Here is a 12797-nt window from a genome sequence, read left to right on the forward strand (position 1 = left end):
GAACAATGACAGTCAAAGAAATCTTCGAGACCATGGATTACGGCCCTGCCCCCGAAAGCGCAGCTGAAGCGCTGGCGTGGCTGGTTGATCAAGGCGACAAATTCGGGCATTTTATCGATGGTGCCTTCACCAAGCCTGGAAAAGGCTTTGACAGCCGCAACCCGGCGACCGGAGAAGTTCTGGCCAAGCTGACACAGGCAAAACAGGGTGATGTGGATGCGGCCGTGGCCGCCGCGCGCAAGGCGCAGCCCAAGTGGGAGAAGCTGGGCGGCGCGGGCCGCGCGCGGTATCTCTATGCTATCGCGCGGCTGTTGCAGAAACACTCGCGCCTGTTTGCAGTGCTGGAAAGCCTCGACAACGGCAAGCCGATCCGCGAGTCCCGCGATATCGACATCCCTCTGGCACAGCGGCATTTCTATTACCATGCAGGCATGGCGCAGTTGATGGAAAGCGAGTTGCCCGACGCGCAAGCCCTGGGCGTGTGCGGGCAGATCATCCCGTGGAACTTCCCGCTGCTGATGCTGTCCTGGAAGATCGCACCTGCGCTGGCGATGGGCAACACGGTGGTGCTGAAACCGGCCGAGTATACCTCGCTGACTGCGTTGCTGTTTGCTGATATCTGCGCACAAGCCGGGTTGCCAAAAGGTGTGGTCAACATCGTCACTGGCGATGGCGCGGTGGGCGAGATGATTGTCGCCGCAGATGTGGACAAGATCGCCTTTACCGGCTCGACCACCGTGGGGCGGCGCATCCGCGAAGCGACTGCCGGGTCAGGCAAGGAACTGACCTTAGAGCTGGGCGGCAAATCCGCCTATATCGTCTTTGACGACGCCGACATCGATTCAGCCATCGAAGGGCTGGTTGATGCGATCTGGTTCAATCAGGGGCAGGTCTGCTGCGCGGGCTCGCGCCTGCTGGTGCAGGAAGGCATTGCCGACCGGTTCCATACCAAGCTGCGCGCCCGGATGGACGGTTTGCGCATCGGTGATCCGCTGGACAAATGCATCGACGTGGGCGCGGTGGTGGACCCGGTGCAGTTGCAGACCATCAAGGGCATGGTCGACAGCAACACCGCAGGGCATGTTTATCAGGCGGCTTGCGCACTGCCCGAAAACGGGTGCTATTACCCGCCGACGCTGATCTCGGGGCTGGAGACGTCAGACCCTCTGATGCAGGAAGAGATCTTTGGCCCGGTTTTGGTGTCGTCCACCTTCCGCACCCCCGCCGAGGCGGTCGAACTTGCCAACAACACCCGCTATGGGCTGGCGGCAACGGTCTGGACCGAGAATGTAAACCTGGCGCTGGATATCGCACCCAAGCTGGTTGCAGGCGTCGTTTGGGTGAACGCCACCAACCTGTTCGACGCGGCCGCAGGCTTTGGCGGCGTGCGCGAAAGCGGCTTTGGCCGGGAAGGCGGTTGGGAAGGTCTGGCGGCCTATACCAAACCAAAGGGCAAAGCCAAGCCGCTGGCCAAGATCGAGGCGGTCACCGGCGAAGGCACCCCCGTCGATCCGATTGACCGCACCGCCAAGATGTATGTCGGCGGCAAACAGGCGCGGCCCGATAGTGGGTATTCGAAACCGGTGTGGGGGAAATCAGGCCTGCTGGGTCATGTTGGGTTGGCCAACCGCAAGGACGTGCGTAACGCGGTTGAAGCCGCTGCCGGTGCGAAGGGCTGGTCCAAGACCACTGGCCATCTGCGCGCGCAGATCCTGTATTACATTGGCGAGAACCTCTCGGTCCGCGCGGGTGAATTCGCCACCCGTATCGACGCGATGACCGGCAAGAAGGACGGTGCGGCAGAGGTTGAGGCGTCAATTCAACGCCTGTTCACCGCGGCCGCCTGGGCCGACAAATATGACGGTCAGGTGCATGGCGTTCCGATCCGTGGCGTGGCGATTGCCATGAAAGAGCCTGTTGGCGTGATCGGCGCGCTCTGCGCGGATGAGGCCCCATTGCTGGGTCTGGTCTCGGTCATGGCGCCGGCGATTGCGATGGGCAACCGGGTGGTGCTGGCAACGTCCGAACCCTATCCTCTGGCCGCGACGGATTTCTATCAGGTGCTGGAAACCTCGGACGTGCCCGCTGGTGTCGTCAACATCCTGACCGGCAGCCATGCAGAGCTCGCGAAACCTCTGGCCTCGCATTTGAACGTTGACTCGGTTTGGTCATTCTCTTCGACAGATCTGTCGGAAGAGATTGAAGCGGTCTCTGCCGGGAACCTGAAGCGAACCTGGGTCAATAACGCGACGGCATTTGACTGGAGCGTGGACCATTCGCGCCGCTTCCTTCAGGCTGCCACAGAGGTGAAAAACATCTGGGTGCCCTACGGCGAGTAGGGCTCCCTTTTGAGGGAGGCCTATATGGATTTTTCAGGACAGACCGTCATCGTCATCGGCGGCACCAGCGGTATCAATCGGGGGATCGCCGAGGCATTCGCTGTCGCAGGAGCCAAGCTCGCGGTGGCCAGCCGATCTCAGGACAAGGTGGACGATACGGTCGCGGCCCTGAAAGCGGCGGGCGCAGCCGAGGCCATCGGTGCCAGCTTTGATGTCCGCGATGCTCAGGCTGTAGCGGATGGGTTGGAACAGTTCCACGACGCGCTGGGCGACTTCGATGTGCTTGTTTCGGGCGCGGCCGGCAACTTTCCGGCGCTGACGGCTGAGATGTCGGTCAATGCGTTCAAAACGGTCGTGGATATTGATCTGATGGGCACGGTGCATGTGATGAAAGGAGCCTATCCTTTTCTCAAACGTCCCGGCGCAAGCATCATCAACATCTCGGCCCCGCAAGCCTACCTGCCCTATGAGGGGCAAGCGCATGTCTGTGCCGCCAAGGCAGGCGTCGATCAGATCACGCGCACATTGTCGATGGAATGGGGGATCGAGGGTATTCGTGTGAACTCGGTCGTCCCGGGCTTTATCGAGGGCACCGAGGGTGCAAAACGCCTGAGCCCGTCGGAAGATGCGCATGAAGAAATTCGCAAAGACATTCCGCTGGGCCGTTGGGGGCAACCGCAGGATGTTGCCAACGCCTGCCTGTTCCTCAGCTCGGATCTCGCCAGCTATATCAGCGGCACTGTTCTGGCAGTGGACGGTGCTTTGTATCAGCGCGGTTCTGGCCGGTTCGGGCAAATGATGGGCGAAATGCTGCGTATGAAAGAAAAAGCGCAGTCATAATAGCTTGCAGTGTGAACTTGTTCACATACAGCGACATGCGGTTCCCTCAGCTTTTCGCGCATTGATTTGTGTGAGGGGGCTCACATGCTTGGTTTACCAGTTGAATTGAATTGGCTGCTTCAGCTTGCCACAACTATCGGCGTAATCGGGGCCGGTCTTTATATCCTGAACTATTTCATCCTGCAGCTTGGGTTCATTCGTGGGTCGGGTGTGTTTTACCCGACACTGAACATTGCCGCCGCAAGCTGCGTGCTGATCAGCATGTTTGAAAACTTCAATCTGGCCGGAACGATTATTCAACTGGCCTATATCTCGATTTCGGTCATGGGGCTCTTGCGCGGCTATCTCGCGCGGCATCTGGTGCGCTTTTCGGAAGACGAGAAACAGTTCATCTCGCATTATCTGGACACGCTAAAACCGCACCAGGCACGAAAACTGCTGAACACCGCCGAGATCAAAGACTATGCGCCCGGTACGACACTGATCAGCGAAGGCAACACCAAGGATTTTCTGGGTTTCATCCTCACCGGGCAGACGACCATCCTCAGGGATAGGCGGGTGATCAACCAATGCGGCCCGGATGAGATTCTGGGAGAGCTGACCTTTGGTTTGGGTCAACCCGCCACTGCAAGTGTGCTGGCCACCCACCCAACGCGGTGCCTTGTGTTTGATGCTGCACGCTTATGTCGCCTGCTGCGTCGCAACCGACACATGGATGACGCGTTAAAGGCCGCGCATTTCAAGAACACGCGGCAAAAGCTCCTGAGCAGCAACAATCACACTGTGAGGGCTCAGAAACGCCCTGCCGTTGTGGTGGCGTAGACGGGATCAGCCGTCCAGGCCGACCGGCTTGCCAACGATGGTAAAGTGCAGGCCTTCGGGATCCAAAAGCTCGGACGCGACACGGTTCACATCCTCAAGCGTCACGCCGTTCACCTTGTCATTGCGGGTCGCGATATAGTCAATGGGCAGGTCGTCCATCTGCATCCCCACCATGATCCCGGCAATCTGACCGTTACCATCAAACCGCAGCGGATAAGCACCGGTCAGATAAGTCTTGGCATCATCAAGCTCTTTCTGCGTCACACCCTCAGAGGCCGCGCGCGCCCATTCCTGGCGGATCACTTCGATGGCTTCGGCAATGCGGTCATTGGCGGAGGACACAGATCCCAGATAGACCGAGGCCAGATCCTTGGGCACCAGATAGGTGCCGATCCCATAGGTCAGGCCCCGTTTTTCGCGAACCTCATGCATCAAACGGCTTTCAAAGCCACCGCCACCCAAGATGTGGTTCAGGACAAAGGCTGAAAAGAAATCCGGATCATCCCGGTCAATACCCTTTTGCCCGAACAGGGCAACCGATTGCGGCGTATCGAAATCGACAACACTGATCCCACCTTCAATGGTGACTTCCGCGCGCTCGGGAAGCGGTTTCCCGGTTTCGGGGAAGTCCGCCAAAAGCGTATCCAGCAAGACACCTAGGTCTTCGGCGGTAATATCGCCCACGGCCCCGACATAGAGCCGATCCTTGGCGAACACGTTCTCATAGGCTTCGACGATATCATCGCGCGTCAGGGCCGACACCGTTTCCAGCGTGCCCTTGCCTTCGGTCCCGTAGGGGTGATCGCCATAGGCCATCTTTGCAAAGCTAAGCCCCGCAATATCATTCGGATCGGTCATATCCGACCGCAGCCCGGACAGCACCTGCGCCCGCACCCGTTCGATGGCATCCGGATCGAAACGCGGCTCATGCAATGTCATGCGCAGCAGGTCGACAACCTCATCGCGGTTTTCGGTCAAGAACTGAGCCGAAATGGACAGGCTGTCATCACTGGCGCGATAGCTGAAAGAGGCGGCCAGAGACTCCAGCACGCGCGCATAGCTGCGCGCATCCAAATCGCCCGACCCTTCTTCGATCAGACCGCTCATCAGATTAACGGCACCGCGCTTTTCGGGATCATCCAGCGAGGTACCGCCGCGAAAGCGTATCTCAAGCGCGGTGAAGGGGATGGAGTGATCTTCGACCAGCCAGGCGGTGATCCCACCCGGTGATGTCACCTCTTCAATCTCGATATCGGCCCAAGCGGGCAGAGCAACCACAAAGGCGATCAGTATTGCAACCAAGCGTTTCATTGGGTCACCTCATCGTCTTTCATCAGCCAGCCAGTTACCGAGCTTTCGCGTTGCAGCACCTCGCGCGCGGCGGCGATGATTTCGTCACCCGTCACCGCTTGCAGGATGTCTGGCCAGGCCTGCACATCTTCGACGGTCAAGCCACTGGTCAAAGCGCGGCCATAGCGGTTGCCAATCCCGTCCACATTGTCGCGCGCATAGACCTGCGACGCGCGCAGCTGCATCTTGATCCGGTTCAGATCTTCCTCGTTGACGCCCTCGGCGATGAAATCCGCCACAGCCTGATCCATGGCATCTTCGGCCTCTTGCAGCGAGACACCTACGGCGGGCACAACCAGCAGATCAAAGGTCGTGTCATCCAGCGACACACCGCGATAGAAAGCGCCGGCATAAACCACGATCTGCTGATCCAACTGCAGCTTTTCGTTCAAGTAGGACGTGGTGCTGCCCCCCAGCAGCTCGGCCAGCATGAACAGAGCCGCGGCTTTTTCCTGCTCTCCCGGATCACGCTCGGGCGCCAGATAGCTGCGCTGAACATATGGCTGGGCGACGCGCGGGTCCTTGAAGGTCAGGCGACGTTCGGCCGTTTGGGGCGGTTCCTGAGACCGGATGCGTTCCGGCAGGTCGGGATTGGCCGGGATCACGCCATAGTACTTATCGGCCAGTTCGCGCACCTCGTCTGGATCGACATCACCGGTCACCACCAAAATCGCGTTATTGGGCGAGTAGTGGATCTCGTAGAAGGACAGTGCGTCCTCCATATCCAGTGTTTCCATCTCGTGCCGCCAGCCGATGATTGGCACACCATAACGATGGTTGAGATACTGAGCCGCGTTCATCTGTTCACCGAACAAGGCGCGCGGGTTGTTTTCGGTGCGCTGGTTACGCTCTTCCAGGATGACGTCCCGTTCGGTTCGGATATCTTCTTCGCTCAACCGGATATTGCGCATCCGGTCAGCTTCCATCCGCATCATCAGTTCAAGCCGGTCGGCGGCCACGCGCTGAAAATATGCGGTGTAGTCATACGAAGTAAAAGCGTTGTCATTCCCACCATTGGCCGCAACCGTGGCCGAAAACTCACCCGGAGCCAATGTGTCGGTGCCTTTGAACAGCAGATGTTCCAGGAAATGTGCAACGCCCGAAGACCCAATGGGCTCGTCCGCCGAGCCCGCGCGATACCAGACCATATGCTGCACAACAGGGGCGCGATGATCTTCGACCACCACCACGTCCATACCATTGTCCAAGGTGAACGTGGTGACAGCCTCTTGCCCCTCATCGGCCAGAACCGGGGTCGCAGCCAACAAGGCGGCAGACAGTGCCAGAGCCCGAACCATAGGGCATCCTCCGTTTTATTTGCTGGTACTCAAATTACGGTGGAGCCGGGTTTGTTCAAGAGCGATGACGGAAAGTTAAGGAGATTTCATTCCGGCGGAGAAGAGGGTGTCTCGACCCCCTGCGCGCGCAAGGCGCTAGTTTGCGCTTGCGGGTCGATGGCCTGACGGTCATAGATTTCGGCATAGCGATCGACCGGGAACAGGCGCCAGCGTGACCAAAACCCGCGACGTTTCAGGTATTCTGCATCCTCCGCTGCAACCACCTCTCGGGTATTGGCGGGAACGCCATATCGGCTGGAGGCCGTTACAAGCGCCGCATCGGAAGACGGTATAGCAGTGTTCGGGTTAAGCGCATTGGGGTTTCCACCCAATGCTGCAACGGCCTCGGCTTTGGGGTTGGGATCCGTCAAATTCGTACCGCCCGGTGTCGGGGCAGGAAGAAAGGCGTAATCCTGCGGCTGTGTCAACGGTTGGACGGGGAGCACCGAGAATTCGTCTGGGCCCGGCCCCGGAGGTTGCAAGGCGCGCAGGCTTTGTTCACCGCAACCCGCAACTGCGACGGCAAGTGTCAAAGCAATTATCGCGCGCGGTATCCGCATCGTTGTCTCCAGCCAGTTCCCGGGGTTTCTATCGCATATCCATTCGCGCGTCACGAGGCCTTTTTGCCGTCAAACAGCACAAGCCCGATCGCGCCTGCAAATATGAACACATCCGCCAGATTGAAAACATAAGGATTTTCGATCCCGCAACAGGACATGTTCAAAAAATCGAGAACATAGCCATAGAGCACCCGGTCCACCACATTTCCCAGCGCGCCTCCGATCAGCAAGCCACCGCACAGCAACATGAGCCTGGTCGGCACCACGCGCATCAACCAGATCAGCACCCCCACGCTGATGGCCAGTGAAACGCCAACCAGAATCCAGCGCGCGGCGTCCGAGTTCCCCTGAAACAGACCAAAGTTGATACCGCGGTTCTCACCGTATCGGAACACCAGAAAAGGCGGGAAAACGTCGATACCACCGGGCTTTTCCGCGACGCGCAGGACGTAGACGACCAGATATTTGCTGATCTGGTCGATCAGAAACGCGACCAGCGCCGCCCAGAGAAGAAGCCCGTGTCGCATCAGTGGCGGAAGTGGCGCATGCCGGTAAAGACCATGGCCAAGCCAGCCTCGTCTGCGGCGGCGATCACCTCGTCGTCACGCATCGAGCCACCGGGCTGGATAACGCAAGTGGCACCGGCCTGGGCGGCCTCGAGCAACCCGTCAGGGAAGGGGAAGAACGCGTCCGAGGCAACGGCCGATCCGATGGTCAGCGGCTGCGGCAGGCCCAGCACATCGGCCATGCGCTCGGCCTTTTTGGCAGCAATAAGCGCCGAGTCGACCCGGCTCATCTGACCAGCGCCAACGCCAACCGTTGCTTCGTTCTTCACATAGACAATCGCATTGGATTTCACGTGTTTCGCGACTTTCCAGGCGAACAGAAGATCGCGCATTTGCTCGGGTGTCGGCGCAACCTTGGTCACCACTTTCAAGTCGTCCAGATCGACAAAGCCGTTGTCCTTGTCTTGCACCAGCAAGCCTCCGGCAACCTGACGCACGGTTTTTCCCGCTGCCCGCACATCGGGCAAACCTTCAGTTGTCAGCAAACGCAGGTTTTTTTTGGCGGCAAAGACCGCCTTGGCCTCATCACTTGCACCCGGGGCGATCACCACTTCGGTGAAGATGCCCGTGATCTCTTGCGCCGTTTCAGCGTCCAAGGGCCGGTTCAGAGCGATGATCCCGCCAAAGGCCGAGGTGCGGTCACAGTCGAACGCCGCTTTGTACGCTTCGGTCAGGGTCGCTCCGGTCGCGACACCGCAAGGGTTTGCATGTTTGATGATCGCACAGGCTGCACTGTCACGTGGGTCGAATTCGGCCACCAGCTCGAACGCCGCGTCGGTGTCATTGATGTTGTTGTAACTCAGTTCCTTGCCTTGGTGCTGAACAGCGGTCGCAACACCAGGGCGATTGGTGCCATCGGTATAAAACGCCGCCGTCTGATGACTGTTTTCGCCATAGCGCAGGGTCTGTTTCAACTCACCCGCTAAGGCGCGGCGTTTTGGGGCCTCAAGCTGCAGCGCATCTGCCATCCAGTTCGACACGGCGCTGTCATAGGCGGCGGTGCGGGCATAGGCCTTTTGGGCCAGCCACTGACGGAATCCATAGGACGTCTTGCCATAGTTTTCTTCAAGCTGATCCAGCAGCGAAGAATAATCTTCGACATCCACAACCACGTTCACAAATGCATGGTTTTTTGAGGCGGCGCGGATCATGGCCGGACCACCGATGTCGATGTTCTCGATGCATTCGTCATATTCCGCACCTTTGGCGACGGTCGCCTCAAACGGATAGAGATTCACCACCAGCAGATCGATTGCTCCGATGCCGTGTTCCTCCATCGCGGCGACATGGGTGTCATTGTCGCGCAAAGCCAACAGCCCGCCATGGACCATCGGGTGTAACGTCTTGACCCGACCATCCATCATTTCGGGGAAACCGGTGACGTCGCTGACATCCTTCACCTCAAGACCCGCTTCGCGCAGCGCTTTGGCCGTGCCACCGGTCGACAACAGCTCGACCCCGCGCTCGGCCAGCGCTTTGCCCAGCTCGATCAGCCCGGTCTTGTCGGATACGGAAAGCAACGCGCGGCGCACGGGGTGAAGGTCAGTCATGGGTCCAAAGGTCCTTTTGGCGTCAGTCGAAATCGGGCTCGTCCCGATGCAGGTCGCGCACGGCATAAGCTGTGTCTTGGGCCTTACGCAATGTCCATCGGATGCGCGTCGCATACTCCATTGCGCGCGCAGAGAGAACGATCTGTTTTGTCGCGCGGGGCTTTAAGCGGCCTTTTTCCAGGTAAACACTTGGTTCCAAAGATAACTTTCCACCACCATCATGACGGAAAACCCAGATCTCACCGCTTTTGAGCGCCATCGAGACAGCCGCACCACCCAGATCAAGCGCTGCATCCACGTCGGGATGCAGGTGCAGGCGGATGTCAAAGGCCACGCCCTGACGGCCAGAACTGTCCAGCGCCCGCTCGAATTGACGCTTGGCTTTGTCATTGGCTGTCAGCAAAATATCCTCGACCGCCAGCTCTCGACCGTCAAAGCGCAGTTCAAAGGTGCGCGCATGGGTCAGGCCAAACACTGCATTGTACCCATCATGCCCGGCTGTCAGCCTTGCGCCTTCGTAAGCTCCCTCAAGCTCGACCGGTACGTTTCGCGGACCATCTACCAACGCTTCATAGTCCGAACCCTTGATGGGGTCGGCAAGCCGCGCGCTGGAATACCCGTCAACGCAAAGCGTCGAGTGCGACGGTGTCGCGCGTCCGGCCCGGCGCCATTCCCGTCCAAAGCTTGTGCCTGATCCGCAGTTCACGATTAACGGCCTGCGTCCCGAGGTCAGCTCGAACGCAAGGGTCGATGCGTGGCCGTTATACGACGCCGTACCCGTTGGCGGTGGGCTTGCGTCGATAATAACCGTCGTACGCGCCGCCGAAAGGCGCGCAAATCCCATCGCCAGGGCATCGGAATGCTTGTGCTTTACCCCGCTTTGCGCCAGCGCCTGATCCAGCCGCCCTTCGACACCGCGCCCACCGCCGTGAAACCGACCCAACGCTCCATCCGCGTGACGCAGGTTGCGCAAAGTTGGCGCGATGCGTCGGATCGCATCGGTCTGGGCTGCCGGTGTGCCGCGTCCGACCTCGCTCAGCGCCGCCGAGGTCCAGGACAGGAGGGTGAAAACCTCCAACAGCTCTTCAGGGTTGCGGGTCGGGATCCCGCCCTGCTTGTCGATCTGGCGTTCGCATTCCTTTGCCAAAACCCGCAAGGCCGGGTCTGCAAACGCCTCGAGCCCCTCAAGCGCCAGCCCGGAATGGACCAACCCGGCCAGGGCCTCGAACCGGGGCAAACCTGGATTGGCGGCCTTCCACCGTTTTGACAGAAACCAGGATTGTTGCGCCAGCGACCGAAAGAACTGTTTGCTTTGCTGCTCGTCGGCACCACGCAACAGGAAAATCGCGTGGTTGATCCAGCGGGTCACCCGGCGGCCGGTCAGGTCAGGCGCCCAGCCCGGGCCCATGCCCTTGCCATGGGCGTCAATCCAACCCCAGACCCAGCGCTGCGCCTTTTCACGCGCGCGCATGTCGCCAACTGCGGCCAGATCATCCAGCCAGGTAAATCCTTGGCGCTCATCCTCGAACTCGGCATTTGGGGCGGCCACATCCCATAGCCCGGTGTCTTCGGCCTCGACCAGATACCCCGAGAACAGCAGGTTTCCAGCCACCAACTGCCGCCCGCGCGCATAGGATCCAACGGTGCGCGGTTCGGGCTGCACCACAAACCCCGACGCCGGTCTCTGCCGCTGAGCCAGCCGTGCGTAGAGCCGGTTCTGAAACCGTGTCCATCGGTTTGCCAAGGTGTCTGACTGTGACATGTCGATTGTTACTCTGCCCCCGACGCTCTGCTGGCGCGTGACCCAACGATAGACGGGTCAAAAGGTCAAGTCATCGAAAAGCGTGCGTTCACTTCGATTTGTTGAGGCAGGCGATGTAAAACCCGTCCATCCCACCGCGTTCGGGCCAATAATCAGGCCGCAAACGCAGGCCGCCCTCATCGGTGATCCAGGCCGGGTCCACCCCTGAAATGTCCAGCGCCTTGCGATCAATCTGCGCGTCGGGAAGCTGTTCCAACGCCTCTTCGATCTGCACTTCGCCCTCGTCGGGAAGCAGAGAACAGGTGCAATAGACCAGCCGCCCGCCCGGTTTCAGCAGACGCCATGCATGGCTCAACATCCGGGCCTGCAAATCAATGAGCCCGCCAAATTCGGAACCGTCCTTAGCGAATGGCAGGTCGGGATGGCGGCGAATGGTGCCAGTGGCGGAACAGGGTGCATCCAAAAGAATCGCATCGTATTCGCCCTGATGATCCAGCGCGTCGCCAGCAACGACCTTGGCCGACAGATGCGTCCGCGCCAGGTTTTCACGCACATGCTCAAGCCGTGCATCCGAGATGTCCAGCGCAGTCACTTCTGCCCCGGCTGCTGCCAGTTGCAGGGTTTTGCCACCCGGCGCCGCGCAAAGATCGAGGATCTTCTCACCCGGCTGCGGCGCAAGGACCTGCACCGGTACGGCCGCCGCCGCGTCCTGCACCCACCACGCCCCGGCCTCATAGCCCGGCAGTGTTGAGACCTGCGGAGCATCGCGCAACCGCAGTGATCCGGTGGGCAGCGCCTCACCATCCGGTGCCTGCCCTCCGGGTTTGTAGGTGATATCCAGTGGAGCGGCGTTGAAATGCGACTGTTCCATAGCAGTTACGGCATCCGCGCCCCAAGCCATCACCAGCGGGTCGCGCAGCCAATCGGGCAAACGCGGGACACGCATTCTGGGCCAGGCCTCGGGACCCTCAGCCGCAACCTTGCGCAGAACCGCGTTGACCAACCCTTTTAGCCGCCCGTGTTTGCGTGAGCGGCTGATGATCTCGACCATCGAGTTCACTACGCCATGCGCCGCCGCACCGTGGCACAGCTCGACCGTACCCAGACGCAGCGCGTTGTGCACGGTCAGCGCCGGGGTACGCTTCAGGTGATTTTCAAGCAGGCGGTCCGCCCGTTCCAACCCGCGCAGGGTTTCCAGCGTCAGACGCTGCGCACGCGCCCGGTCTTCGGGGTCCAGCCGATCCAGCGCACCCGCCGCCAGACATTCCGACAGCAACCTGCCTTCGCCCAGAATCTGATCCAGCAAATAGATCGCGCTGCGTCGCGCCGCTGTTGCGCTGTCGGACATGGATTCGCCTTTCATGTGACTTGTGCCCGCATTGCCAAAGGCGGTCGCGGGCGTATATCAAGCCCATGCCCGGAAAGGAACCCAATGTCATGACCAACACGCGCAAAGACCTGCCGCCTGCCGCCCAGCGCGCCTTGGCCGAAGCTGAAGAGCGCCGCCGCAAGGCCGAGGCAGAGGCCAAGGAGCAGCCAAAGGAATTGGGCGGTCGCGACGGACCCGACCCTGCGCGCTATGGCGATTGGGAAAAGAAGGGCATCGCCGTCGACTTTTGATCGGGCAAATCAGGCACGATCTGTTATCCTGGGGTGGCATCGGATCAGAGG

At 60.0% G+C, this 12797-nt stretch carries 11 protein-coding genes; 4 read left to right on the forward strand and 7 right to left on the reverse strand.

All coding sequences use genetic code 11. The annotated features are described in order from the left end of the window. Positions 1–5: 5 nt before the first annotated feature. The 3 genes from GOV38_RS16410 (at position 6) to GOV38_RS16420 (ending at position 4001) form a co-directional block, all read left to right on the forward strand. Complete coding sequence (locus GOV38_RS16410; RefSeq protein ID WP_171209173.1) at positions 6–2339, forward strand: aldehyde dehydrogenase family protein; 2334 nt, start codon at positions 6–8, stop codon at positions 2337–2339. A 24-nt stretch (positions 2340–2363) separates the two neighbouring features. Further along, a complete protein-coding gene (locus tag GOV38_RS16415) occupies positions 2364–3179 on the forward strand; it encodes an SDR family oxidoreductase (protein ID WP_171209174.1) in 816 nt (271 codons plus the stop codon). 84 nt (positions 3180–3263) lie between these two features. Next, complete coding sequence (locus tag GOV38_RS16420; protein ID WP_171209175.1) at positions 3264–4001, forward strand: cyclic nucleotide-binding domain-containing protein; 738 nt, start codon at positions 3264–3266, stop codon at positions 3999–4001. A 6-nt stretch (positions 4002–4007) separates the two neighbouring features. On the opposite strand, the gene GOV38_RS16425 is transcribed toward GOV38_RS16420, so the two are convergent. The 7 genes from GOV38_RS16425 to GOV38_RS16455 form a co-directional block, all read right to left on the reverse strand. After that, positions 4008–5312 carry a pitrilysin family protein gene (locus GOV38_RS16425; protein WP_171209176.1) on the reverse strand — a complete coding sequence of 435 codons (1305 nt, stop codon included), beginning with the start codon at positions 5310–5312 and terminating at the stop codon, positions 4008–4010. Continuing rightward, the gene (locus GOV38_RS16430; RefSeq protein ID WP_171209177.1) at positions 5309–6649 is read right to left on the reverse strand and encodes a pitrilysin family protein; all 1341 of its coding nucleotides are present in this window, start codon (positions 6647–6649) and stop codon (positions 5309–5311) included. The genes GOV38_RS16425 and GOV38_RS16430 overlap by 4 nt, the downstream gene beginning before the upstream one ends. An 86-nt stretch (positions 6650–6735) precedes the next feature. Continuing rightward, complete coding sequence (locus GOV38_RS16435; RefSeq protein WP_171101579.1) at positions 6736–7248, reverse strand: DUF3035 domain-containing protein; 513 nt, start codon at positions 7246–7248, stop codon at positions 6736–6738. A 50-nt stretch (positions 7249–7298) separates the two neighbouring features. Then, a complete protein-coding gene (lspA, locus tag GOV38_RS16440; RefSeq protein ID WP_171209178.1) occupies positions 7299–7775 on the reverse strand; it encodes a signal peptidase II in 477 nt (158 codons plus the stop codon). Then, positions 7775–9364, reverse strand: a complete 1590-nt coding sequence (purH, locus tag GOV38_RS16445) for a bifunctional phosphoribosylaminoimidazolecarboxamide formyltransferase/IMP cyclohydrolase (protein ID WP_171213021.1) — start codon at positions 9362–9364, stop codon at positions 7775–7777. The genes lspA and purH overlap by 1 nt, the downstream gene beginning before the upstream one ends. Before the next feature lie 22 nt (positions 9365–9386). Continuing rightward, positions 9387–11126: a heparinase II/III family protein gene (locus GOV38_RS16450; protein WP_171101582.1), complete on the reverse strand. Its 1740-nt coding sequence runs from the start codon at positions 11124–11126 to the stop codon at positions 9387–9389. Positions 11127–11214: 88 nt separating this feature from the next. Continuing rightward, a complete protein-coding gene (locus GOV38_RS16455; RefSeq protein WP_171209180.1) occupies positions 11215–12474 on the reverse strand; it encodes an RsmB/NOP family class I SAM-dependent RNA methyltransferase in 1260 nt (419 codons plus the stop codon). Between the two features lie 89 nt (positions 12475–12563). Between GOV38_RS16455 and GOV38_RS16460 the strand changes: the two genes are divergently transcribed. Beyond that, complete coding sequence (locus GOV38_RS16460; RefSeq protein WP_171101706.1) at positions 12564–12746, forward strand: DUF1674 domain-containing protein; 183 nt, start codon at positions 12564–12566, stop codon at positions 12744–12746. Positions 12747–12797 lie beyond the last annotated feature (51 nt).

It is taken from the genome of Ruegeria sp. HKCCA5839 (assembly GCF_013035585.1).
In the GTDB taxonomy this organism is placed as follows: domain Bacteria; phylum Pseudomonadota; class Alphaproteobacteria; order Rhodobacterales; family Rhodobacteraceae; genus Ruegeria.

Coding starts and splice junctions, on each gene's coding strand:
- GOV38_RS16425 (WP_171209176.1), bottom strand. CDS start 5,312: ATGAAACGCTTGGTTGCAATACTGATCGCCTTTGTGGTTGCTCTGCCC.
- GOV38_RS16455 (WP_171209180.1), bottom strand. CDS start 12,474: ATGTCCGACAGCGCAACAGCGGCGCGACGCAGCGCGATCTATTTGCTG.
- lspA (WP_171209178.1), bottom strand. CDS start 7,775: ATGCGACACGGGCTTCTTCTCTGGGCGGCGCTGGTCGCGTTTCTGATC.
- GOV38_RS16420 (WP_171209175.1), top strand. CDS start 3,264: ATGCTTGGTTTACCAGTTGAATTGAATTGGCTGCTTCAGCTTGCCACA.
- GOV38_RS16450 (WP_171101582.1), bottom strand. CDS start 11,126: ATGTCACAGTCAGACACCTTGGCAAACCGATGGACACGGTTTCAGAAC.
- GOV38_RS16460 (WP_171101706.1), top strand. CDS start 12,564: ATGACCAACACGCGCAAAGACCTGCCGCCTGCCGCCCAGCGCGCCTTG.
- purH (WP_171213021.1), bottom strand. CDS start 9,364: ATGACTGACCTTCACCCCGTGCGCCGCGCGTTGCTTTCCGTATCCGAC.
- GOV38_RS16415 (WP_171209174.1), top strand. CDS start 2,364: ATGGATTTTTCAGGACAGACCGTCATCGTCATCGGCGGCACCAGCGGT.
- GOV38_RS16430 (WP_171209177.1), bottom strand. CDS start 6,649: ATGGTTCGGGCTCTGGCACTGTCTGCCGCCTTGTTGGCTGCGACCCCG.
- GOV38_RS16435 (WP_171101579.1), bottom strand. CDS start 7,248: ATGCGGATACCGCGCGCGATAATTGCTTTGACACTTGCCGTCGCAGTT.
- GOV38_RS16410 (WP_171209173.1), top strand. CDS start 6: ATGACAGTCAAAGAAATCTTCGAGACCATGGATTACGGCCCTGCCCCC.